This window comes from Pandoraea faecigallinarum, from assembly GCF_001029105.3.
Taxonomy (GTDB): Bacteria; Pseudomonadota; Gammaproteobacteria; order Burkholderiales; family Burkholderiaceae; genus Pandoraea; species Pandoraea faecigallinarum.
In genome coordinates, this window is record NZ_CP011808.2 from 211,550 (window position 1) to 234,061 (window position 22,512).

The window sequence follows — 22,512 nt, forward strand, 5'->3', positions numbered from 1 at the left end:
GACTGGTCCTCACGCATGACATCAGGTCTTGGCCCGAGTCCAGTCAGCGCGGCGTCTGGTAATGTCAGGCGAATACGCGGTGCAGCGCGGCCGTTCGGCACCCGCACACTCCTCCACGAAACGTTCACGGACCTTCCTTTTTATGCTTAACCCCGTCTCCGGCCCCAGCACTCAACTTCCCGGCATCGGTCAGAACGCGCCAACTCATGACGCCACGCCCCGCGTGCCGGACAACCTGAATTTCAATGATGCCCAGGCCGTGCACGACGCGCTTCTGCGACCAGACCTTTGACGGTCAGGATCCTGCCGGGGTGCGGCGTGCCGTCGGCACCTTGATGCTGTACCGATGCGCCGCCGAACGGCACGCGAACCGTTTCACGATTCCGGACACCTACGTGGACGCAATGGAAATGCTGGCGGCACGCCTCTCGCCGACGAGCAAAGACGAACTGCGGCAAACCCTGGAGGCCAGCACGGGCAACAACGCGTTTTCCGAATATCTTGCGGCCGACCGGTTTCGTCTGGCCGGCCAAGTGTGGCTCGCGCAAGGTGGCGCGGACTACGCCTCGCAGGCATTCGAATCGGCCGCAGACGCCTGGGCGACGGCCGCCCAAGCCTTCCTGCTGGCCAATGATGCCGGGATGGCCGCCCACAGCTACGTGAAGGCCGCAGAAGCTCAGACGCGGCAGGGCGGGTACCGTCGGGTGGCGGAGCTCTATCAGAGCGCCGAAAACGCCTATAGGAAAGCCGGCCTGCTCGAGCGGGCCGCCGAGAGCTGCACGGCGGCCGCGGTCGCCTACAGGGCGGCGCCGCAGTCCGAGGAGGTGCACCCCGGCGAGGTGCAGGCCGCCTGGCAGCGGGCTGCCGACGCTTGGCGGGACGCCGCGTTTGCCAACCCGCAGAGCCTGTCGGGCGCCCACGCCTTGTACAAAGCAGCGGACGCCCTTATGGAGGCGGGCCAGCCCGGCAAGGCGGGAGACGAGTACTTCCTGGCGGCGAATCGCTACGGGCACACAGGCCAGCCAGAGGCGCAGGCACGAGCCGCGCTGGCGGCCGCAGACGCCCGCAGGCAGGCAGGTTGGCTCGAGGGAGCCGCCGCAGCCTGCCTGGTGGCCGCGCGAGTCTTTGCCCAGATGGGGCAGCACGAACCGGCCGCCCACGCCTATATGCAGATGGCAGACCTCTGGACGCGGTTGGGTGAGGGTGGGAACGTGCCGGCGGTACAGGGCTACGAGAACGCCGCAGACGCCTACACACGGGCAGGTCTGCCTGCCCAGGCCGCCCATGCCCGTCGCAAGGCGGCAGATATCTACGAGAGGGTCGCGAATGCCCACGTGCAGGCAGGGAACGTTAGGGCCGCCGCAGTCGCCTGGCACAAGGCGGCAGCCGCTTGGAAGAGCGTCGCAGCGGCCCACTTGGCGGCGGGGCAGCACAAGGAAGCCGACGACGCCTCGTGCAAGGCCGCAGAGGCCGAGCAGCGGCGTGCCGACGCAGCAGATCTCTGGCTGGCCGAAGCGCTTGCGAAGGCCAAAGGCAACACGCACCTGGCTTGGCACGAGGAGGCCGCTGCCGCCTGGTCGGAGGTCGCAACATCCTACGCGCTGGTGGGGGAGCACCCGTCGGCCGCAGCAGCCTGGCGCAAGACCGCAGAAGCCCGCCAGGCGGCGGGGCACGACCCGATAAAAACCCAGGAGGCCATCGACAACGCGTATGAGCAGGAGAATTTGTCAGGTAGCGCCTGAGGAGGGAGCATGCGGCAAACCGTCGAATCAACGTCACCGATGCCGTCCCACTTCGGTGGAGTGCGCTGACAATACCGCCATGGCTAATGACCGAGTCGGAAACAACGCGCTGCGCCCATCGGCGCAGACCCAATACCTCGCATCCGTGTCACCGGACCAAGTCGTTATTAATTCAGCGCTTAAACGCTCACTGCGCGGTTTTCTGGACACCATTCCGGGTTTCATGAGCGATTTCGATGCGATCGACGGCAGTTCTGCAGGTCGTGCCGCATTGCGCAACTGTCAGAACCACATCACGCGCGTGAAAGAGATGTGGAAAGACGGGCCAGTGGAGCGCCAGGAGATCCTTTCCACGCTAGCTGAAGCGGCGCAACTATTAGATGAAACGAAACAGGAAGTCATCGAAAAAATACCCGAGCTGAAGCCGGGCCGTGCGGAAGAGGTGCTCGCGCGTTATGGCGCATTATTAGGGTTTATCGCCTGTATGGCGATCTGCATCGCGGCACCATTTTTGGCGCCGACCGCGGGGGCGATAGCGGGGGCAGACTTTTGCGGGGGGATGCTCTTTTTCGCAAGCCTCATAGGGCACGCCTGCGCGCTAGCTCCCGAAGAGGCGCGCAAAAACCTTGTTGACACATTCGCGCCCCAGTTGGAAAAGGTCAGAGCGGCGGCGGTTCGCGCGGAGAGCGCCTATACCATTGAATACATCAAGGCGCGTGTGTCTAGGGTTGCAGCAGCGCACTATGAGGCGTCACTGGCTGCACCGCTGGGCGACCCTGCCAGTGACGCGTCGCGCGGCACGGAGTCGTTGCCTCAGTGGCGCGTGACGGCGGATGCCGAGAAAAGTCGACTTTGCTTGATTCTGTTGGGGATCCAGACCGGTGCGATATCGATCCCTGCCGCGCAAGGGCGCGAGCTGCTGTGCAAACTGCTTGACGCGGAAGCGCTCGCTCAGCAGCAAGGCTTGGAAACTGACTTCCAAAAAAACGAAGCAATTCGGAAGGACTTCCTCAGACTGTTAGACTTCTTGAAGTATCGCCCCCCCGTCATGCAGTTGATCCGGGAGGGGGACGCAGGTGAAAACGGAATTTGGGCGCAGGGCTCGGAGTTCGAGCGCCTCCTACGAGAGCATGACGAGGTGATCATCGATGTCGGTGAGCAGCCCGCCTCGACGCAAGACCGGATACGCCGTGACACCGGACATGCGAAGGCGCGGCTTGGCTTGCCCGTCGGCACGGCAGGACGCACACGGGACATAGAAACAGCAGCAAACGATCGCGTCCGGAAGAAGGCTGACACGCGCGTTCGCACCCCCCAGTTCGTCGTCGAGAACCATTCCGAGACGAGGGTGACAATTCTCGGAAAAGACGCGAAACCTCAAGACTACTTCGAATCGATCTGGGAAAAGATTGGCGAGTGGTTCGCCGTGGACGACCAGGACTCTGCCAGGGAGACGCTGGGCTGCGTCGTGAGCGAAAGAACGACCATCAACGACAAGCTGTCCAGCCTTGAACTCCTGAGGCATTTGGCCAAGGCAGAATACAAAGCGAATTTTGAATCTGAGTTTGACGACGACACCGTCTCGCTCGCCACCGAGGGCGTCTTTACGATGACCCTGAATCGACGCACTAGGGCCATCGAATTCCAACCGACCTGATGTTTCCCCTGCGTATTTCAGTGATGGTGATCAGCTGTTTCGGCGAACGTGCTCAGTCTGGAGGGTGGTGTTGCACAACTTAGGAGTTATGCAACGCGTGGCGATTCACCTAGCCACGGGCCAGTGTGGGGAAGCGAAGCCATTCAATCGCCCGCTTTACCCGCGTTGGTTACTTTCCACGTCTGGAAAGCTTTATCCCGTTTCATGTGTTGGATGAGTACGTGCTCGATGATGAAATCGAGTGTAAGCGCTCAAATAACGACGCCCCTCAAGGTTCGGTCAGAGCAGGCATACTCCGTGGGGTAAGCGCTGCGTAGTCATCAGCCGTGGTAGCGAGCGGCAACGTCTTGAATAGCCAGACCAGGTATCGATACGGTTCGATACCGTTTGCCTTACAGGTCTCAACGAGTGAGTACAGGTTCGCGCTGGCTTGAGCGCCAGCAACGGTATCCGCGAACAGCCAGCCCTTGCGTCCGATGACAAACGGGCGGATGGCGTTTTCGCAGAGATTATTCGAAATCGGCCAGGCGCCGTTCTCTACGTAACGAACCAGTTTGGGCCACTGTCCCTGCATGTACTGCAAGGCTCGTCCAAGCTGACTCGATGGCACAACGCCGGGCAGGTGCTCGGTAAGCATTTGCTCGAGCACAGCGAGTACGCGAGCGCTGTAGCGGGAGCGCAGGCGTTGACGTCGCTCGCAGGCCCATGTTGTGCTGCGGGCCTCTGCAGCAAACAGCTTGGCGATCATCGCAACGAAACGCGTGGCCAACAAGTCTGGTGTGCGGGAGGCTTTCGGCACTGACTCTTCAGCCTTGATAAAGCCTCGGCGCACGTGCGCCCAGCATCCGAGATGCACGAGTTGATGCTCACGCGCAATGCCGTTGTAAAGTTCGTACCCATCAGACATCAGCGCAGCGCCGGTCCGCACACTAGCATAGAGTCGCTGCGCGTGCTGAGTACCCCGCCCCGGCGAGTACGAAAACATTCGCACGGGTGGGCCCGAGCCGTTGACCTGCGCCCAGAGATAACTCTTTGCCTGTGGTCGTCGGCCGGCTTCCTTTAGCACCTGAAACGTCGTTTCGTCCCCATATATCAAGTCTGACTCGAGCAATGTGTCGCGCATTAAATTGATCACGGGCTGCACAGCCAGACCCACGCGCACGACACTGGCGGCGAGCGTATTCGACGAGATATCGCCGCCGAAGCGGCGCAGCAGCGTGGCCTGCCGATACAGCGGCATGCCGTACTGGTACTTGCCGGTGATGATCCAGGCGAGCGCCGATTCGGTAAGCAGCCCGCGCGGGATAATCCGCGTCGGTGCTGGCGTGACCTTGACGCCGAGATCGCAGCATGGGCAGGCGTATTTGACGGTAAGCGGTCCGGTAACGACGTCTACCCAAGGTCCTGGTGATGGAGGAGCATAGGTGTCCACCTACGGATGAAATACACAAGCCCCCCACGCCGTACTTCGCTCGTTCGCTATGTCCGCGCTTCCGGCCACCGTATCGGCGCGCTGTCTGATTTGGGGCGCGACTGCTTCCACCGGTTAAACAGTCTTTGATAGGTTCGCTCAGACTGCTCAGCCACGGCTCGCTCTTGCTGACGGACACTCTTCAGACTGTAGGCGGCAGCCGAGCCTTTTCGCGAGCCATGCTGCGCCGGCATTCCAGCCTGCAGTTCCAGCGCACGTAACTTGTGTGCGGTCAACGCGGGACGGTCCCACGCGAACGGCTCGTCGCGTGTCAGCACATACCATACGATCACTGCGAGTTTGCGAGCGGTCGCGACGACGGCGATTTGCTGGCCGCGGCGATCGCGCACGCGTAGGAAGAAGGCGCGCAGCGGCCCAGGCGCCTGCGTGGCGCCCCAGGCAGCCTCGACCAGCATCGCCCGTGCGTAAGAGCGCCCGCGCTTGGTGATGTGGCCGTGCCTGGCCGGTGTCGGGCCGGACTGATAGACCGACGGATTGAGCCCGAAGTAGCTCACCAGCTTCTCCGGATTCGGAAACCGCTCGATGTCGCCAATGGCAGATAGCAGCCCGATCGCTACCGTGGTGTTGACGCCGGTGATCGTCAGCATCACGCGCAATCGCGCGTCGTCGATGGTCGCTTGCGCGAGTGCTTGCTCCACCTCGCTCAGATCCTCACCGAGGCGGTCCAGTTCGCGCAGCCGCTGCTCAACACCGAGTCGCTCGTCCAACGGAAGCGGTTGAACGCCGAGCCAGGCACGCCCCTTCTTGCCAAACAGATCGGTGGCGGGGCATCGCTCGATCAGATGCGCGGCCAGAACCGCATGAATCTCGTTCTTCAGCCGCGTGCGCTGCCGCACCAGCTGTGAACGACGCGAGATCTGTCGACGCAACGCCAGCGTGTGCTCGTCCGGCATCCATACTTCCGGCAGAAAGCCGCTTGCATACAGCTGTGCCAGTACGGCTGCATCGATCTTGTCCGTCTTGACGCGAGCCTCCGCGATCAGCCGAACTTGCAGCGGATTGGCAATCGCCACGCGCGCGACGTGCCGACGAAGCACGTTGACGATGGCGGCAGTGTTGCCGGTTGCTTCGAGCACCACATGATCGGTGGCGCGCAGCTTCTCGGCAAAACGCTCCAGTTCGTCGCGTCGCAACCCGGTGCGGCCGCCTGCATGAAGCGTGCCATCCTCCAGGTACGCGATCTCGGCCACTGAGCGCGAGACATCAAACCCCACGATTCGCATAACCGTCTCCCGTATCAGATCACTGTTGGGAGCCGGTGGGACAGCACGACAACTACGGATTCGCGCTCACAGCGCAACCGGGCGGGTCGCAGGGGCGGCCAACTACTAACACGAGCTCGCGGCTCATCGTGTAACAACGGCCTGCCCACCCGAAGTGCTCCCCAGTGCCCCTGTCCCGGATGGTCACACCATACGCTCAAACCACTCGGCGCGGAAACGCGAGGCACCGGCTATATCATGCCGGTTACTATTGAACTGAATCCCGAAGGTTGGACTCCGACCTGAAGAGTTTATGGGAAAATACACGGATCAAGCCAAGTTGGCGGCCGTTAGAGATTACTGCAGCGGCGAGGCCGGCCTAAAAGCGGTTGCCCAACGGCATAGCGTCAATGTTTCATCGTTGCGTCAATGGATTGCCGGCTATCGGGCTCATGGTGAAGAAGGCGTGCGAACGAAGAAGCGGATTCCCACGAATTTCAGTGCTGAATTCAAACTTTCGGTGCTGAAGCGGATGCGCGAAGAAGGCTTGTCGCAGCGTCAAACTGCAGCACTGTTCAACATCCGCCGCTTCAACGTGATTGGCGAGTGGGAAGATAAATTCAATCAAGGCGGTCCGAAAGCTCTCGGGCGAGTGCCCAGAGAGCGCCGCAAGACGATGTCAAAAGCCTCCTCTGACCAAGCAAAGCAACCGAATTCCGACCATGACCGCAGTCGACAGGATCTGATCGACGAGCTCAAGAGTCTCCGAATGGAGAATGCATATCTAGAAAAGCTCGAGGCCTTGGTTCGGGCGAATGCTCGGCAACCGCAAAAGAGCGGACGCTGATCGTGCTTGAGCTGAGGCAACATTACCCGCTTGCCGGTCTGCTGCAGCTAGCCGGCCTTGCCCGCAGCACGTTCTACTATCAGCAAAGGACGTTGCAGGGAAATGACAAATATGCCGACTTGAAGTTGAAGATTCGGGAGTTGTCTGACCGGCACAAAGGGCGTTATGGCTATCGTCGTATCACGGCTGCTGTCCGCCGTGGTGGTGACCTCGTGAATCACAAGACGGTTCGCCGACTGATGGTGCAGCTTCAGTTGCGATGCCGGGTACGAGTGAAGAAATACCGTTCCTACAAAGGTCAACTCGGACACGTTGCCCCAAACGACCTGGCGCGTCAGTTTTATGCCAATCGGCCAAATGAAAAGTGGGTGACAGATGTGACCGAGTTCAACGTGGGCGGTCGGAAACTGTACCTGTCTCCCGTGCTAGATCTCTTCAATGGCGAAATCGTTTCGTACGAGATGTCCTCTCGACCACTTTTCGGCATGGTTGGCGGGATGCTCAAGAAAGCCTTTAGCAGGTTGAAAGCTGATGACCGGCCGATGCTGCATTCGGACCAGGGCTGGCAATACAAAATGCCCGAATATCGGCGGCTGCTTGACGCACACGCGGCGAAGCAAAGCATGTCGCGAAAAGGTAATTGCCTTGATAATGCCGCGATGGAAAGCTTCTTCGGCACGTTAAAGTCGGAGCTTTATTACCTGGAGACATTCCGCAGCGTAGAGGAGCTGCAAGCAGGCATTGATCACTACATCCGGTACTACAATCACGATCGGATCAAGCTGAAGCTCAAAGGCCTAAGCCCCGTCGAATACCGGATTCGCTTCGCGTGAAATTCGTTCAACCACCGTCCAACTTCTGGGGTTCAGTTCACTATTGAGGTGGACACCTATGGCTGACAAAGACTCAGAGTTGAGAGTCGTTCGACAAAGTCGCGACGGCCGCCGCCGTTACGATGAGAAAAGCAAACAGGCACTGATCGAAGCGGCATTGCGACCTGGCGTATCGGTGGCGAGGCTGGCACAAGAGCACGGGGTCAATGCCAACCTGCTGCGCAAATGGATCACGAAGTACCTGATGGCGCGTGAGCAAGGCATCTTGCCGAGGAAACGCGCTGGAGATGACGACGGGCTTTTGTCGAGCGAGATCGAGAGCGTGACCATCGACTTGCCGGATTCGCGCAGTCTCGCTCCAGCCACCGCGGCGTCTCCGGCTTTCGTACCGGTCGTTTCGACGCCAGCCGCATCTGCGCCGGTGCCAGCACCGTCGGCTGTGTCGATGCAACTCGAACTACATGTGCGCCTGGCCAACGGTGTCGAGCTCGAGATGGGGCGCGCCATCGCGTCGATCGAGGAGCTGACCACCCTGGTCCAGATTCTGGGGAGGATGCCGTGTTCCGGTTCGACGAAGGCCTGAAGGTCTACCTGCACCGCGATCCGGTCGACTTCCGCTATGGCATGAACAGCCTGTCGATCCTCGTCGAGCAGTCGATGCAACTGGGCCCGATGGACGGCTCGCTCTACATCTTTGGCAACCGGCGTCGCGACCGGATCAAGATTCTTGGATGGGACGGTAGCGGTTTCTGGCTATTGATGAAACGCCTGGAAGCTAGCAGCTTCATCTGGCCCGACAACAAGACCGATGTCGTCACGATGACGACCGATGTGCTGCACGCGCTGCTCGACGGCGACGACATCACCGCGATCCGGCGTCATACGCGGCAAGAATATCTGCGGGTAAGCTGAAACAGGCAAGTGGCATTCCGGTCTAATCGCGCATGCCGATCAACGTCACGATCACCGCCGATGAACTGAAAGCGCTGCTTGCCGAGCGCGATTCCGCTCGTGCGCTACGAGAAGAAAAAGAGGCATTGTGCAGTGCTCTTCGGCTCGTGACGGCAGAGCGCGATCTCGCCGAAGAACGGCTTCTGGCCTATCGCCGCGAGCTGTTCGGTGCAAAGAGTGAGGCGCGGGGCGACAATCAGCTCGGCTTGTTCAACGAAGCCGAAGTGCTTGGCAAGAACAGCGCCCCCGCGCGGGAAGATATTCCGGAGTCGACGGTCGCTGCGCACACACGCAAGAAGCGCGGCAAGCGCAAGCCGCTCGATCCGAGCCTACCGCGCGAGGTCGTGCGGCACGAATTGCCTGAAGCTGAACGTTTCTGTGCGAACGATGGCCATGCACTCGTCGAGTTCGGCGTCGAAGTCAGCGAGCAACTCGACGTGATCCCGGAGCAGCTTCGTGTGATCCAGCACCAGCGCGTCAAGTACGCATGCCCATGCTGCGATCTGGGCATCAAGGTCACTCCGGCACCGCCGCGCATCATTGCGCGTGGGCTGCTTACCGAATCGGCGCTCGCGTGGATTGCCACCGGCAAGTATCAGTTCGGCATGCCCCTGTACCGCCAGGCTGGCCTGCTGCGCCGCTTCGGCGGTGACATCTCGTCGAACACGCTTGCCGCGAGTATGGTCCGCGTCGGTCTCGCCACGCAGCCGGTGATCAACCTGATGCGTGATGCACTGCTCGAGGCCGGGATCGTTTATTGTGACGAGACCACGTTCCAGGTGCTCAAAGAAGAAAACCGACGAGCGCAATCGAAGAGCTATCTCTGGTCGCAGATGACGGGGTCGGGAACGCCGATCCGGTGTTTCACCTACACGCCCGGACGCGGCGCCAAACTGGCTGACAGGCTGTTCACTGACATCCGTCAGGGGGCAGTGCTGATGACAGACGGCTACGAGCCCTATAACGATATCGCGCGGCGTTACCAACTCGTGCATCTCGGATGCTGGGTTCATGCCAGACGCTACTTCGTCAAGGCGGAGGAGAACGTACCGAAAGTCGCGCGTACTCCTGAACTGCTTGCGACGCGCTTCATCAAGTTGATCGGCAAGCTGTTTGCCGCCGAGGCGCGCACTGAAATGTGGGAGGCCGAGCGACGACAGCGATTGCGACGACGATACAGCGTTCGGGTGCTCGACGTCATCCACGCACTGATGCTTGAGCAATCGCCCGGTGTTGTGCCGCAGGGCTTGCTCGGCAAGGCGCTTACCTACCTGCGTGCACAGTGGCCCAAGCTGGTGCGCTACGTCGAGAATGGCAGTTGGCCCATCTCGAACAATCCCTGCGAGAACTCGATTCGACCGTTCTGCGTCGGCCGTCGCTCGTGGCTGTTCTCTGACACCGTGGATGGCGCGAACGCCAGCGCCAACCTCTATTCGCTCGTCGAGACCTGCAAAGCGAACGACATCGATCCGTATCGCTATCTCACCTGGCTGTTCCAGCGTCTGCCACTGGCGCAGAGCGTCGACGACTACGACGCCCTGCTGCCATGGAAAATGCCTGCCGATCTCCGCTGACTCGCTGCGTTGTCACACCTCACGTTCCTCGTGATTTTTCTCTGAGGGACGTTTTTCGCGGACCGCTTACATTTGACGCGCGGATGCTGGATCACACGAACCTGCTCGGGAATCACATCCAGTTGTTCGCTCGTCTCGACGCCAATTACCACTAGGGCGTGGCCATCGTGCGAGCAGAACTGCTCAGATGCGGGCAGTTCGTGTCGAACGACTTCGCGCGGCAGGTTTGGATCGAGCGGTTTGCGCCCGCGTTTGCTGCGCGTGTGGGCGGTGACGGTTGTGCCCGGCAATTCTTCGCGCGCGGAGCCAGTGCTTGAGGCCAGCGACTCGGCTTCGTTGAATAGACCGAGTTGGTCGGCATGACGGGCTTCACTCGATGCGCCGAACAGTTCGTGTTTGTAGGCGCGAAGCTTCTCCTGTGCGAGGTCACGCTGCGCCGTCACGAACCGAAGCTCGCCTCGTAAGGCGTCGCGCTCGGCACTGGCGGCGATCAGCGCCTGATATTCTGCGGCGCTGAGCATGATGGTGTTTTCTGGCATGGCCAGTTTGACCATGCGGTAAGCGCGACGTTCAGCTCATGCGCAGGTAATGGCGCTGAGGATGTTTCTGAATCACGGACAGATCGATTCCTTCGAGCAACCAGTGCAGCTGTTCGATACTGAGCGTCACGACGTCATCGCCCCCGGGCCAGATGAACCGGTCGGCCTCGAGTCGCTTCATCAGCAACCAGAAGCCGTTGCCGCCCCAGCCAAGAATCTTGATGCGGTCTCGCCGCCGATTACCAAACACGAACAGCGCCGGGGCCATCGGATTCAGGCGCATGGCTTGCTCCACCCGTATCGACAGACCGTTGATGCTCTGACGGAAGTCCACGGGTTCGCGGTGCAGGTACACTTTTAGCGCTTCGTCGAACCGGAACACGGCAACCTCCCGAGCATCTCGATAACCGCCGTCAACTGGGCCAGATCTGATTTCTCGAGATCGAGCTGCACGCCATTGGGCAGACGCACATGCACGCTGGCGATGATTTGCGGCTCAGGTGCAGAGGACTCAATCGTAGTAGCGGGTGGTGTGCAGGCGATCGGTACGAATGTCGAGGTCACAGGCTCGGTGACGGGCGTCATAACGGCACCTCCCCGTTTGTGCTCACGAATCCACTTGCGCAGTTGGTTGGCGTTGATTTGGGCCTTAAGCGCCAGCCGGGCAATCGACACGCCCGGCCGACGGCATAGCTCGACCAGTCGCCGCTTGGCGATGGGGTCGTAGTCACGTTTGCCGTTCGAACGTATGCGTACGACCCGCAGCGGGAAACAGTCGGTTTCGTTGAGTTCATTCATGTTTGCGTCCGCAAAAGTCTTTGCGGACGCAAGCTTGACCCCTGTCGAGCTACCGCGATAGGGCGTCCTTTAATGACGGCTTACCTCGTAGACGCCAACGGTATCCCAATCGTCGCGATCCTCACCGGCGCGAACGCCGCCGACGTCACACAGCTGCTGCCCCTCGTTGACGAGATTGCACCGATTCGCGGTGTTCGCGGCCGCCCGCTTCAGAAGCCCGGTATCGTCTATGCCGATCGCGGCTACGATTCCACCCGGCACCGGCGCGCACTGCGCGAGCGAGGCATCAAACCTATGATCGCCGAGCGTCGGGCCTAACACGGCGGCGGGCTGGGCAAATATCGTTGGGTCGTTGAGCGCACCCACTCCTGACTCCATCGTTTCCGGCGGCTTCGCATCCGCTTCGATCGGCGCGCCGATATTCACGAAGCATTCCTCGAACTCGGCTGTTCTCTCGTCTGCTGGAACATCCTCAGAAACACTCAACTGACTTTTTGAACTTGTCTCTTAACGTTTGGCTGCATCGTCGTCGACCGCATCGCGAGCCAGATAGGTCTCTGTGACCTGCGGAAGATGAGCGAGCAGCCAGCGCGCCATTTCGATCTCCTGCGGAAGGATCGCTTCGCAGGTCTGGCGTACGTCGTCGCGCCCGCACTCCCGGGCGGCTGCAATGAGCGTCGTGTATGCGGCAATTTCGATGTTCTCGAAGACGAAGCCCGCCATCGCTCCCTTGACCACTTCGTCCGACGCGAGGCCACCGCCAAGCGCCTGTGCGAATGCGCCCATCCGGGCAGTGAGATCCTTCATCGCGGAAGGGCCGCTGTCCAGTCCTTCAAGGCACGTTTCGAGCGCCTTCTGTTGCCCGATCGTCTCGTCGATATGCTGCTCGATTCGCGCCTTCAGCTCGGGGTAGTGGTTAAGTCGCGACGCTTGCGCCTTGAGTATGGTTTCGGCATGCTTTTCCATCGCGTAAGCGTCTTGCAGCCAGTCGATCAGATGGTCTATCGATTCATTCATGTAAATCTCCATTTACGTTGGCGTTCGGTTTGGCAAAGCATCCCCGCCACAAACACTGCGGGCTCACGCCCCGCGTATCACGATATCCGACAACCATTGCTTGACGCTCGTCAGATGCTCGTTCTCCTGCGCCAGTGCATCCCAGAAGGCATCGGCCATTTCCGCCAGCCCCTCCGCCTGCGCCATCGCGATCAGTAACTCCCAGCCGCATTGATCTGTCGCCTCCACCGCGAGGAGCGCCGTCAGCGCCTGCGACACGTCGGTGCGCGGATCGGACATCACCTGCACAAATCCCAGGCTCGTCACGCCGCAAACATCCGCCGCCGGGGTCTGCGCCGTGGGATCCGCGCCCAGCTTGACGATGCAATCGGAGAGCAGCGCAAAATGCTCTGCCTCTTCAGCGCGGAAGTGTTCGAGTTGAGCCTTCATTTTTCCGTCGCCCTCGCCGTAGCTTTCCACCTTGCTGATCAGCGCTTCGTAAAGCCTCACGCCGCTACGCTCGAAAGAAAGACGCTCGCCGAGCCGGTCCAGGAACATCGGCGATACCGGGGTCGCAACCACGTCGGACGACGTGCCGGCGGCCACCATAACTGCCATGCCATCGACAGGTATAGAGCCGATGGGGACGGCTTCGGCGGCGCACGCCGCACGCATCGCGGCAATGGAGGTGGGCGGCGCATTCGGATCCGCCGGCTGTTCTTCGGCGAAATCGCGAAGTTTTCGGCCGTCGAGGGGATTGAAGAGAAACCCGGTTCGATCGACGTTCTCTTTTTGCAGAAGACTCATGGTGGTGTCCTCGGATGATTTCGCGGAGACGTAATGTGGCCCGCGAGTGATTTTCCTGGTGGGATTGGAGGCGAAACCAGAGACGGGACCGTAGACCGGCGATCCGTCTCACAGGGCCTTCGTATTGAGTTCGGTGCCGGGCTTCCATTGGTACCCGGCCGCGACGGTGTCGGTGGGAGACCCCTCGGCGTTCAGTCCATCGCGATAGGCATTTGAGGCATCCGAGGCGTCCGTGGATTGCACATACTCCGTTCCCTTAGCCCCCATCCGAACTTCCTTGTACAGCACGCTTCGCACGAAACCGCGCTGACTGCGCATGTCGACAGGTTTCGGCAGTGGCCCCGCCAGCACTTCCGCCGGGTCACGCCGCTCGTGTTGCTTGAATAACTCGCACACGAGGTTCAGATGGCCCAGTTCGTAATCCAGAAATCGCTCCCAGATCGCCTTGATGCGAGTATTCGGTTCGTGCGCGACGCAGCTGTAATACGTGTAAGCCTCCATCGCCTCGTGGACCAGCCATTTTTCGAGCGGCGATTCGTCCGGGTCCGATAGGCAGCCGTATTGCGTCACGTGCTGCTCTTCGATGGAAGCGATTTCGGCGTAAAGCGCGCGTGCTACCGGGTCGGCGAACGTCGGTCCGATGTTCATGTAGTAGTCGTGCGTCTGGTATTCTGCGCCCGTGAGCATTGTTGCATGGATCTTGGTGATCAGTGCGGCCTGCTTCCGGTCATAGGGCGTTCGAATATCGTCTTCCGGCGCGCGATGCTCGACGCGCGTCGGCCGTCCGGGAACGATATCGGTATACCCTTGCAGAATATTGTTGGCGTCTTTGCCTTCGACACGATCGAGCAATGCCGAATAGCGATAGAGGTGATCGAAGTCCTCCAGCAAGCCGAAGCGATACGTCTGCGCCTGATATGGGTCGGGCTCCGCCTGCGCAATCGCTGCGGTCACTTCCACAGCCACCTGCTCGTACGCGATCGTGGTCTCGATCGGCGAGTGGTCGGCAGATAGCAACCAGTTGACCATCGTCGCCTGATGTTGCTCAACGCGCCGGACCTGCGCCAGGGGCAGTCTGAGTTCGCCGCACATGCGCGAGAGAATATGCTTCAGACGAAGGGCGTCGCTTTCCACGCCGTTCATCAGAATGACACGCACGCGGGTGAACGCGTCGTCGTCCAGCTTGCTGATCGGCTTGCCGACCATTTCCTTCCACGTGAATGTCTGCCTGTCCAGCGGCGTGCCTTTCGCGTCCAGCAGGTTCGTCAAGCTTTCCATAACCTCTCCCATGGTCGGTTCGCGTGCCATGTACCGGACGCAATTGCCGTGCCATGGCACTTTCACTGCCCATGTGGAGACGAAGAAAGGTGTTTGTTGGAAAAAATACTCCTATCTGTAAATAGCGCTTCGCCGCAGCGCGCCGCAGTCTTCGCTGAGCATCCAGAGATAGCCGGCGGTAATCGAACTAGGGGAGGAGGGATTTGCGTGAGTACCTTGGGATGGTGGAACCTGCAGCAGAGCGAGACGCGAAGCCCAGGAGGTTCGGCAACCTAGCCGGGCGCTTGCCGCGGCTCGAGTACCTGCTACAGGAGGGCGACGAGGAAGAAACGGTCAGAACGTCGCGACGACACGACGGATTCAAAAATGCTGACGCCGCCGCTCAGCGGCCCCTCATTGGCCCGCCTCTACAATGACCGAACGCTAACTCCACGATGTATCTTGTCGGCAAACTTGTGTTGAGACGTTTCACGCTCCGCCAGCGAAACCACCCGCAGCACCGTATCTCGTTGCTCGGTTTTGCTTGGTGAAGCGGTCGACCGTGACTTCAAAAACGTGATGCTGCTTGTTAAGCTCGCCGAATGCGAATAAATATGAGACTGCGGGCGCATTGATCGTGGTTTCCTCATACAGTTCACGTCGAGCGGCAGAGGACGCTGCTTCTTGGCGTTTCAATGCACCGCCAGGAAGCGACCGACGGCCGCCATCACGAGCGACAAGAATCACCCTTGAACCTCGTCGGCATACGACGGTGGCCCGCTCTCTCACCCGCGGCTCCAGCAAATACGCTTAATTGGAATGCAGCTGCTCATGGGACGGGCCTCTTCTTTCGCTGCCCCCTGGGCAGCCACCGCGTCTAGCGATTCTGCGACCCAAAGCGCCCTCAGTACGCTCGCGATACATCCCCTCGATAGCGACGGCGCACGAGATGGCCCTTTTTCCACCAGTCTCTCACGCGAGGTAAGAAACCTCACAATTTTCCACACAGTGCGCCGCGCCCGCTGCATTGATGACCGCGCGCCGGCAGCGTGCTTTGATCGGATTTGTCGAGGTGAGGCAAAGGCCCCCACAGTGCGGTACGCGTCCCAAAGAGGGCATAGAAGACAGCCCCTGTTTGGGGCAGGGGCGCTCCTGCCGCTGGTCAGCGTCAGCGCCCCATTCAGCGCGTCCGCGCGCACGGGCCCGTATTTCCACCGTATCCGGAGCGTCAGCGTCACGGCGACAAAGAGAAAATAGCGCGGCAGGGCGCTCGCTGGCGTTGGACGGTTGCTGTCCGTGGACGCCTCTCAGGTCGTGTTCATTCTGTCTCCTCCCCCGTTTACCCGATTCAGCAAATGGCGGGCTAGCAGCGGCGGCACAATAATTGCATACGCTCTTATCCGAGGCCGTCCCCCACCACTGGCAGGAGATAGATATGACGACCCGCAAAATGCAATCCGATGACCCCGCTCTTCAAGAGTTGTTGTTTCAGGCCTACGAGACCGAAATCGGCGGGGAGCAGGTCTACACGTCAGCGTTAGCGTGTGTAAAAAATACAGATCTCAGGAAAGAATGGAACGAATACCTGGAGCAGACGAAAAACCATCAGGAGGTGTTACGCGAGGTGTTCTCCGCACTCGGGCTTGATCTAAATACGCGCGCGCCCGGGCGTGAGGTGGTCGCACACCACGGCGCGTCGCTCGTCAAGGCAATAGACATAGCATGCCAGGCCGGCGACGAAGTGCTTGCGCAAATTACCGCTGCCGAATGTGTCGTGCTGGCGGAAACCAAGGACCACCAAAATTGGGAACTGCTTGCCACCGTGGCGGAGAAAACCGGCGGTGAACTCGCCAAGGTGCTGCAAGAGGCTGTGTCTGCCGTGCAGACCGAAGAGGCTCATCATCTGTATCACACGAAGGGTTGGGCCCGTGAGCTTTGGATCGAAACGCTCGGTTATCCGGCCGTGCTGCCCCCGCCCGAAGAGAGAAAGCACGTCGAGTCCGCAATCGGCGCGGCGCGCGCGGAACAGGCAAGAGATAGCGTGGCCCGAAGCCGACATTGAACTGAAGCGTACCCGTTGGTCGAGCCCGGCGCGCGGGCTCGGCAGCTTAATGCCCGTCGGTCTGCGCGCAACGTCAGCAGGTGGCCAAACATGGGGGCTTGGTAACAAAAATTTCTTGCCTGTCCGTCATATTTCCGTTCGATAAACGCCTTCTTTGGTAAGACTGGCCGCGGCCTTCATCGTCGTCAGAATGCGCGTCGCGTCAGCAGAGAGCTCCCGCACGGCGGCATGCCACAGGATTGCATCTTCGTTCTCGCATCCGACGGGAACTGGCCCCGAACTGAGGCCGCTCCCCTGCTTCGCGGACTTCAAGGAAGCGGTCATCGCACGCCTGGCGTGCCTCAGGAGCCGTAGGTCCCGCTGACGTGCGGGCGTGATAAGTGGGGCCGTCAGTCCGGCCAGCCGCCGAAACAGGATGACTCGAAACCTTTCGTGCATTTCGCCAAGCACTTGTGTAGGGGTGCGATCAGCGAAAAATGAGGGCCCGTGCGCAAGCGTAGCGGCAGCACCGCCGATGAACAGGACTCGACCCCGCCCTGGAAGCCAGCTCGGTCGGCTCCCCGCATACCGGCGCGTGAGCACCGACACGCCTGCCCATGGGGCGGCGGAGTATCGACGACGGAGCGCCTGTACGAGGTAATCGCGAGATTCCCGTTGTGTTCTCTCCCGTGCCGGTCCTGCGTCTCGCCACGGGCTGTGTTCTTATGTCCACGTTTTTTCGATGCGTCTGCGCATCGGGTGGCCTGAGCTTTATGCCATGACCCAGACAACGACCCACGCGGGCGAGCGGCCGTTCCTCGACGCACTCGCTTTCACCTTTCGGCGCTGGCGTGCTCAGCCGTGGCGTCTCGCTGCAGTCTTCACCTGTGCGCTCGCCGTCGCGCTCGGCGACGTGCTCGCGCCGCTTTTCGCGGGCCGCCTGATCAACGCGCTGGCACACGACGCTGCGGGCGATGGCGCCCCCTGGCTCGACGCGCTGCGCGCGTTCTGCGCGTTGACTGGCTTGGGCCTTGCTGGCACCGTGCTGCGGCAAACGATGCTCGCCCAGATCATTCACCTCACGCTGAAGATGATGAGCGACATCGCGTGCAACGCTTCTCGACTGACTGGCACACGAACAGCTTCGCCGGCTCGACCGTGCGCAAGATCACGCGCGGCCTGTGGGGGCTCGACCTGCTAAACGACACGCTGCTGATGGCGCTCTGGCCGTCCTTTGCGATGCTTGTGGGCACGACGCTGCTGCTCGGCGTGCATTGGCCGGTGATGGGCGTGATCGTAGGTGTGGGCTCGATCGTTTATATCGTGGTGACGGCCATCATGTCGCTGCACTGCGTCGCGCCGGCCGCGCGCCTAGGCAATCATTGGGACACACGCCTGGGCGGTGCGCTCGCCGACGCGATCACCTGCAATCCTGTCGTTAAGGCCTTCGGAGCCGAAACCCGGGAGGAGGCGCGGCTTGAGCGCGTCATCTCGAAGTGGCGCGCGCGCCTGCGGCGCGCCTGGGGGCGCAGCATACTGAGTGCCAGCGTGCAGGGCTTGATGCTTGTCGCGATGCAGGCGACGATGCTCGGCGTGGCATTGTGGCTCTGGCGCGCCAGGCACGCGAACGTGGGTGACATCGCCTTCGCGCTGACAACGTTCCTGGTGATGCAGGGCTATCTGCGCGACATGGGGATGCACATCCGCAATCTGCAACGCGCCGTCAATGACATGGAGGAGCTCGTGGCGCTTGAACGCCAGCCGCTTGGCATCGAGAACAAACCGTGCGCGCGGCCCATCCTTATCTGCCGGGGCGAGATCCGGTTTGAGCACGTCACCTTCGGCTATCGCGGTACGCAGCGCCTTTACCAGGACTTCTCGCTGGAGATAGCCGCTGGCGAACGGATCGGACTGGTGGGGTATTCCGGGTCCGGTAAGACGACATTCATCAAGCTGGTCCAGCGACTATACGACGTGGCGGGCGGGCGCATCCTGATCGACGGGCAGGACATCGCGCAGGCCACGCAAGCGTCGCTGCGCAGTCAGATCGCGATTGTCCAGCAAGAGCCGTTGCTGTTTCATCGCACGCTCGCCGAGAACATTGCCTACGCGCGGCCCGACGCCAGACGCGCCGACATCGAGCGCGCCGCGCGGCTGGCGAGCGCGCATGAGTTTATCGCCGCGCTGCCCCAGGGCTACGACACGCTCGTTGGCGAACGCGGGCTCAAGCTGTCGGGTGGCGAGCGCCAGCGCGTCGCGATCGCGCGCGCCTTCCTCGCCAATGCGCCTGTGCTCATTCTTGATGAAGCAACGTCCAGCCTTGATAGCGAAAGCGAGGCGGCGATCCAGCAGGCCATGGCGCGACTGATGATCGGCCGAACGACGATCGTCGTCGCGCACCGGCTATCGACGGTGCGCGCGCTCGACCGGCTGATCGTGCTGGACAGGGGCCGGATTGTGGAGCAGGGCAAGCACCACGAGTTGATCCGGCGCGACGGCGGCGTCTACCGCAAGCTGTTCGAGCGGCAGGCGCTCGGACTCGCCAAGGGACTCGTTGGCCCCTCGGGGTAGCAGTTGATGCACCGTCGTCTTTGCGGTTCTGTCGCGATAACGAAGTTACGCCGAAGCGAAGCCAAGGGAGCGTTGGTTTTTACGCGGCCAATGCATAGAATTTCTCAGCAGGGGATGCACGGCGTCCCTTGGGGGGCAAGCATCTGCCCTTGCGAAGCATGTGCACGGCCTTGATGCCCCCCAGGACGATGCGGGCGCGGACGTAGGTGTCGGCGCACGTGCTCACGGCGATTCTCCGGGAATGGTTCGGATGCCTATGGTGTGGTCGCAATGTAACTGCAATTCAAGTCGCCCCAACTTCGCTTCACCCGCGAACCCGTTAACCGGGAAAATACACCAATCACATCCCGCAAGCGCCGCTTCTCCAGCAGGGCCTGCCGGAATCTCGGATGCGCGGAGGTCCTGCAATGTCACGTTCGCTGGAAGGTTGCTGTTTTACGTCAATATATATATGTATATATATAGAAAAGCCGCAAGAGCTATAACGCTGAGTGAGACGGACCTGCCTGCGAACCCTTGTCCGGGTCGGATAGCACCGACGATTCCATAACGTCGCAAGATAATTGCGGCACCTCGAAAGACAAAGAAAGGCCGATTTTTGTCTTTCGCTCGCTCGTCCTATGTTGCACGAAAGACAAATTTTCACGAAGGAATGTCCTACGAAAAACCGGATCTTCCGAAGCTTTCGTTTTCGCATTTCGCCCGCAGCGAATCGGCTTCTATGCGGCCAGTCGATGTTCGTAGTAGGGCCGCTCCCTGTCGTCAAGAATGGCCAATTGCGCCTCCAACTCGCTGGGCATGGGGTTGAGCCACGCGTCGACGTGCTCGGGCTTGATCGGAATAATGCAGCGATCGTGGTCCGTCGCGCAAACCTCGGGCGGCCGCGCGTCGGTGATGGCGGCAAACGAGAGCAGATCCGGTTGGCCAGCGCCCGTCCAGTGCGACCACCGGCATACCACCAGCATGCGGCCCCCGTGTTCGGTCGAAATTCGAGCACCACATTTTCGTCTTCCTCATCCGGCGCCAACGCCCGATGCTCCATGCGTGCCCGGCTCACCTTCTCGTAAAACGCGTCGACGATCATCACGCCATGCGTGAGCCCGAACTGGGCCTTCCAGAAGCCCTGGGAATTATCCCGTCTCGCGTTGTAGCTTTCCGGGAACCGGGTGTCGTAGTTGGCAGGCTTGCCGGCCGGTCGGCACTGATAGCGCATGGGCTTCATTACGCGACGGCCGTGCTTCATCACCATAACGGGCGCATAGCCACCGGGGAAGATGCGTGAATCGCGGTCTTTGAGCGCTGTGCGGCGCAGATTGTCAAGGCGACGCAACGTCAACGCGATCTTTGCCAATGCGATGCGCTGGCTCTCCAGGGCGGCCTTCGTGACTTTGCTGGGCAAGGTCCGTTCGGCGTCCGCCAGGCGAGTGCGCTGCCTGAACAATTCCTGCTCCAGAACCGCCCCTTGTGTGATCTCAAAGCTGCGAGTCGACTCGCGGAGTTCAGCGAACGCGGAATCCTCCGCCGCGCGCGCGAACGCCGCGTCGACGGTTTTGGGCACCCTGAGCTTTGCGTCGGTCGCACGGTGGGCGTATAGGTCGAAAAACGCGGGCAGGTCGTCTTGTGCCCCGAACGTTCGTTCGTACTGGCGAAAACTGGCCTCAATCTGGGCCGAATAACACATCGAACCCTCCTCATTGACCCTTCATGGCGCCCTCATGGCCCGGCAGCACCCTCGCTGCCGGCTACCTCGAGGCACCGGTTGTGAACCTCGTGGTTGCATGCCTATAATACTGCACAAATAAACAGTATTTTGCGCCATGCTTGTCGACGTGTTCAGGCTTCGCCGCGCCGGCGAAAAGCTCTCCGAGGCGGACTTCCTTGTCAGCCCGCCCGTGCGCGGCTACCTGTGCAGCTGGTCCTTCGCCGGCGGCTATCGCGCCGGTACGCCCCTACGCGTGCAGGCAGTGACGCTCACGGCGTGTGGACGGGCTTCGGGCGCAGCGCTGTTACCCCCACTGCACAACTTCCGTGTGGTTCGGTTCAACGGCGGTGGGCTGATTCTTGCCGGCGACGAAGAAGTAGAGGTCCGCCGGCGGCATAGCGAAGTCTACCGTCAGGCGTGGTTTTGCAGACCAGTCTCCCCGCGTGAATCCGGATGATCGAGGGTCCTGATTCCCGCTTTGCGGCACAGGTGGGCGCGGGCACCCGTGGAGCGGTAGCCCTATTTCAACGATGCATTATTTACCTACGGGAAGGAGAGTGCATGGATCTGCTGTTTGCCGCTGTTGCGGCCGTGAAGGAAACGGTACCGGCGGTCGTGTCGCGTCGCCGCACGGCCGGAGTATTGACCTGGGCGCTGCTGCGTCAGATCGAGTCGGAACTCCTCGCAGAGGTCGCGGCGAGCGGAGCACATCGTCCCAGGATCCTCGGTATGTTGCGTGCGCCAGCAGTACTCGGCTATCCGAAAGACGATCGGCCCGTGTCGTTTGACGGGCATGAATTTGTGCCACCGGTTCTCGGCGCCATTGTTGATGCCTGGCGACGCGTCAACTGACATCGCGGTGTACCGCTTCACGCGCGCGGGTGCGGCCGCCGCAGCCTGACAGGTGAGAATCCCGCGCGGAATCCCAAGCATCTTCCCTACGAGGTACGAGAGCCGGACCCCAGCCGGCTCTGGGGTAGCCCTGGGGCGCGACTCCGTTCTATGATAGGAACCGGTTCAGGGCGGCGCAGGCTGCGCGCCGTTTTTCCAACATCGGTGAATAGCGGCGTCGTGCGGATCGCCACCATGAGAGGACAGGCCGCCGACATGAAGTCCGCGCAAAGTGACGACTATGGCTTCGGTTCTGACTTTTCCCTACAAGGGCTTTCGGGTTTTGTGCACGGCTACGCCGACAACGCACGGCGGGTTTCGCGGGGCAGCGAAAATCCTGTGGCCCGCCCCGGGTTTATTCCAGGAGCAGCAGATAGGCCACGCGGGCGATACGATCCAACAGAAGGAGCAGGTGGCGCTTGAGTCGGCGGCGTCGCTGGCGCGCGATTGGATCGACCAACATCAGGTCGCGCTTCGGTAAATCACCATCGCACTCGGCCCGTCGTGCCCTCGAACCGTTACGCCGGCAGACGAAAGCCGCGTCGGCCTAACGTGGCGTGCGACTGAGGCTCGACTGCGCGACGGCCGGCCATCACAGCGAAGCGCCGGTAC

At 61.0% G+C, this 22,512-nt stretch carries 17 protein-coding genes and 5 pseudogenes; 12 read left to right on the forward strand and 10 right to left on the reverse strand.

Annotated features, from left to right (window positions below; genetic code table 11):
* Window positions 1–245 precede the first annotated feature (245 nt).
* Together AB870_RS23975 and AB870_RS23980 are read left to right on the forward strand one after the other, a co-directional pair.
* A complete protein-coding gene (locus AB870_RS23975; RefSeq protein ID WP_047909154.1) occupies window positions 246–1,742 on the forward strand; it encodes a hypothetical protein in 1,497 nt (498 codons plus the stop codon).
* Window positions 1,743–1,821: 79 nt separating this feature from the next.
* The gene (locus AB870_RS23980) at window positions 1,822–3,399 is read left to right on the forward strand and encodes a hypothetical protein (RefSeq protein ID WP_047909155.1); all 1,578 of its coding nucleotides are present in this window, start codon (window positions 1,822–1,824) and stop codon (window positions 3,397–3,399) included.
* A gap of 268 nt (window positions 3,400–3,667) precedes the next feature.
* On the opposite strand, the pseudogene tnpC (AB870_RS23985) reads toward AB870_RS23980, so the two are convergent.
* Both tnpC (AB870_RS23985) and AB870_RS23990 read right to left on the reverse strand, forming a co-directional pair.
* Window positions 3,668–4,768: pseudogene (gene tnpC / locus AB870_RS23985) on the reverse strand (IS66 family transposase); the annotation flags it as partial.
* A 110-nt stretch (window positions 4,769–4,878) separates the two neighbouring features.
* A complete protein-coding gene (locus AB870_RS23990; RefSeq protein WP_047909156.1) occupies window positions 4,879–6,114 on the reverse strand; it encodes an IS110 family RNA-guided transposase in 1,236 nt (411 codons plus the stop codon).
* A gap of 292 nt (window positions 6,115–6,406) precedes the next feature.
* Between AB870_RS23990 and AB870_RS25975 the strand changes: the two genes are divergently transcribed.
* The 4 genes from AB870_RS25975 (at window position 6,407) to tnpC (AB870_RS24015) (ending at window position 10,298) form a co-directional block, all read left to right on the forward strand.
* Window positions 6,407–7,773 (forward strand): IS3 family transposase gene (locus AB870_RS25975; RefSeq protein WP_157112521.1). Its coding sequence is split into 2 segments (ribosomal slippage): window positions 6,407–6,881 and window positions 6,881–7,773, totalling 1,368 coding nucleotides; the frame shifts between segments, so codons are not numbered across the junction.
* Between the two features lie 58 nt (window positions 7,774–7,831).
* A complete protein-coding gene (gene tnpA, locus AB870_RS24005; protein ID WP_047909159.1) occupies window positions 7,832–8,356 on the forward strand; it encodes an IS66-like element accessory protein TnpA in 525 nt (174 codons plus the stop codon).
* Window positions 8,332–8,685 (forward strand): IS66 family insertion sequence element accessory protein TnpB, encoded by a 354-nt coding sequence (gene tnpB / locus AB870_RS24010; RefSeq protein ID WP_047909160.1) that lies wholly within the window; start codon window positions 8,332–8,334, stop codon window positions 8,683–8,685. The genes tnpA (AB870_RS24005) and tnpB (AB870_RS24010) overlap by 25 nt, the downstream gene beginning before the upstream one ends.
* 32 nt (window positions 8,686–8,717) lie before the next feature.
* Entirely contained in the window at window positions 8,718–10,298 is a 1,581-nt protein-coding gene (gene tnpC, locus AB870_RS24015; RefSeq protein WP_047909161.1) for an IS66 family transposase, read from the forward strand.
* Between the two features lie 71 nt (window positions 10,299–10,369).
* On the opposite strand, the pseudogene AB870_RS24020 reads toward tnpC (AB870_RS24015), so the two are convergent.
* The 3 genes and pseudogenes from AB870_RS24020 to tnpA (AB870_RS24030) form a co-directional block, all read right to left on the reverse strand.
* Window positions 10,370–10,837, reverse strand: a pseudogene (locus AB870_RS24020) (IS66 family transposase); the annotation flags it as partial.
* Window positions 10,838–10,868: 31 nt separating this feature from the next.
* Window positions 10,869–11,219: an IS66 family insertion sequence element accessory protein TnpB gene (tnpB, locus tag AB870_RS24025; RefSeq protein WP_047909134.1), complete on the reverse strand. Its 351-nt coding sequence runs from the start codon at window positions 11,217–11,219 to the stop codon at window positions 10,869–10,871.
* A complete protein-coding gene (gene tnpA / locus AB870_RS24030) occupies window positions 11,195–11,635 on the reverse strand; it encodes an IS66-like element accessory protein TnpA (protein ID WP_047909163.1) in 441 nt (146 codons plus the stop codon). Before tnpA (AB870_RS24030) ends, tnpB (AB870_RS24025) begins: the two co-directional genes overlap by 25 nt.
* An 84-nt stretch (window positions 11,636–11,719) precedes the next feature.
* Here tnpA (AB870_RS24030) and AB870_RS25980 point away from each other — a divergent pair.
* Window positions 11,720–12,133, forward strand: a pseudogene (locus AB870_RS25980) (IS5 family transposase); the annotation flags it as partial.
* Window positions 12,134–12,142: 9 nt separating this feature from the next.
* On the opposite strand, the gene AB870_RS24040 reads toward AB870_RS25980, so the two are convergent.
* The 4 genes from AB870_RS24040 to AB870_RS25985 form a co-directional block, all read right to left on the reverse strand.
* Entirely contained in the window at window positions 12,143–12,652 is a 510-nt protein-coding gene (locus AB870_RS24040) for a ferritin-like domain-containing protein (RefSeq protein WP_047909382.1), read from the reverse strand.
* A 63-nt stretch (window positions 12,653–12,715) separates the two neighbouring features.
* Window positions 12,716–13,438 carry a ferritin-like domain-containing protein gene (locus AB870_RS24045; protein WP_047909164.1) on the reverse strand — a complete coding sequence of 241 codons (723 nt, stop codon included), beginning with the start codon at window positions 13,436–13,438 and terminating at the stop codon, window positions 12,716–12,718.
* Window positions 13,439–13,546: 108 nt separating this feature from the next.
* Window positions 13,547–14,716, reverse strand: a complete 1,170-nt coding sequence (locus AB870_RS24050; protein WP_047909383.1) for a hypothetical protein — start codon at window positions 14,714–14,716, stop codon at window positions 13,547–13,549.
* A gap of 468 nt (window positions 14,717–15,184) precedes the next feature.
* The gene (locus AB870_RS25985) at window positions 15,185–15,442 is read right to left on the reverse strand and encodes an NUDIX domain-containing protein (RefSeq protein WP_237170166.1); all 258 of its coding nucleotides are present in this window, start codon (window positions 15,440–15,442) and stop codon (window positions 15,185–15,187) included.
* A gap of 688 nt (window positions 15,443–16,130) precedes the next feature.
* Here AB870_RS25985 and AB870_RS24060 point away from each other — a divergent pair.
* Together AB870_RS24060 and AB870_RS24070 are read left to right on the forward strand one after the other, a co-directional pair.
* Window positions 16,131–16,757, forward strand: coding sequence for a hypothetical protein (locus tag AB870_RS24060; RefSeq protein WP_047909384.1), 627 nt, complete (start codon window positions 16,131–16,133; stop codon window positions 16,755–16,757).
* A 757-nt stretch (window positions 16,758–17,514) separates the two neighbouring features.
* Window positions 17,515–19,307: pseudogene (locus AB870_RS24070) on the forward strand (ABC transporter ATP-binding protein).
* Between the two features lie 719 nt (window positions 19,308–20,026).
* On the opposite strand, the pseudogene AB870_RS24075 reads toward AB870_RS24070, so the two are convergent.
* Window positions 20,027–20,988, reverse strand: a pseudogene (locus AB870_RS24075) (SOS response-associated peptidase family protein).
* 136 nt (window positions 20,989–21,124) lie between these two features.
* Between AB870_RS24075 and AB870_RS26650 the strand changes: the two are divergent.
* From AB870_RS26650 to AB870_RS24085, 3 genes are all read left to right on the forward strand, one after another.
* Window positions 21,125–21,466, forward strand: a complete 342-nt coding sequence (locus tag AB870_RS26650; protein ID WP_157112522.1) for a hypothetical protein — start codon at window positions 21,125–21,127, stop codon at window positions 21,464–21,466.
* Window positions 21,467–21,570: 104 nt separating this feature from the next.
* Window positions 21,571–21,861 carry a DUF2471 family protein gene (locus AB870_RS24080; RefSeq protein ID WP_047909167.1) on the forward strand — a complete coding sequence of 97 codons (291 nt, stop codon included), beginning with the start codon at window positions 21,571–21,573 and terminating at the stop codon, window positions 21,859–21,861.
* A gap of 280 nt (window positions 21,862–22,141) precedes the next feature.
* Window positions 22,142–22,381: a hypothetical protein gene (locus AB870_RS24085; RefSeq protein ID WP_047909168.1), complete on the forward strand. Its 240-nt coding sequence runs from the start codon at window positions 22,142–22,144 to the stop codon at window positions 22,379–22,381.
* The last annotated feature ends 131 nt before the right edge of the window (window positions 22,382–22,512 follow it).

What these genes read in the sequence shown, in the direction of transcription:
- AB870_RS23975 (WP_047909154.1), top strand. Translation starts at nt 246, where the DNA reads ATGATGCCCAGGCCGTGCACGACGCGCTTCTGCGACCAGACCTTTGAC.
- AB870_RS23980 (WP_047909155.1), top strand. Translation starts at nt 1,822, where the DNA reads ATGGCTAATGACCGAGTCGGAAACAACGCGCTGCGCCCATCGGCGCAG.
- AB870_RS23990 (WP_047909156.1), bottom strand. Translation starts at nt 6,114, where the DNA reads ATGCGAATCGTGGGGTTTGATGTCTCGCGCTCAGTGGCCGAGATCGCG.
- tnpA (WP_047909159.1), top strand. Translation starts at nt 7,832, where the DNA reads ATGGCTGACAAAGACTCAGAGTTGAGAGTCGTTCGACAAAGTCGCGAC.
- tnpC (WP_047909161.1), top strand. Translation starts at nt 8,718, where the DNA reads ATGCCGATCAACGTCACGATCACCGCCGATGAACTGAAAGCGCTGCTT.
- tnpA (WP_047909163.1), bottom strand. Translation starts at nt 11,635, where the DNA reads ATGAATGAACTCAACGAAACCGACTGTTTCCCGCTGCGGGTCGTACGC.
- AB870_RS24040 (WP_047909382.1), bottom strand. Translation starts at nt 12,652, where the DNA reads ATGAATGAATCGATAGACCATCTGATCGACTGGCTGCAAGACGCTTAC.
- AB870_RS24045 (WP_047909164.1), bottom strand. Translation starts at nt 13,438, where the DNA reads ATGAGTCTTCTGCAAAAAGAGAACGTCGATCGAACCGGGTTTCTCTTC.
- AB870_RS24050 (WP_047909383.1), bottom strand. Translation starts at nt 14,716, where the DNA reads ATGGAAAGCTTGACGAACCTGCTGGACGCGAAAGGCACGCCGCTGGAC.
- AB870_RS24060 (WP_047909384.1), top strand. Translation starts at nt 16,131, where the DNA reads ATGACGACCCGCAAAATGCAATCCGATGACCCCGCTCTTCAAGAGTTG.
- AB870_RS26650 (WP_157112522.1), top strand. Translation starts at nt 21,125, where the DNA reads ATGCTTGTCGACGTGTTCAGGCTTCGCCGCGCCGGCGAAAAGCTCTCC.
- AB870_RS24080 (WP_047909167.1), top strand. Translation starts at nt 21,571, where the DNA reads ATGGATCTGCTGTTTGCCGCTGTTGCGGCCGTGAAGGAAACGGTACCG.
- AB870_RS24085 (WP_047909168.1), top strand. Translation starts at nt 22,142, where the DNA reads ATGGCTTCGGTTCTGACTTTTCCCTACAAGGGCTTTCGGGTTTTGTGC.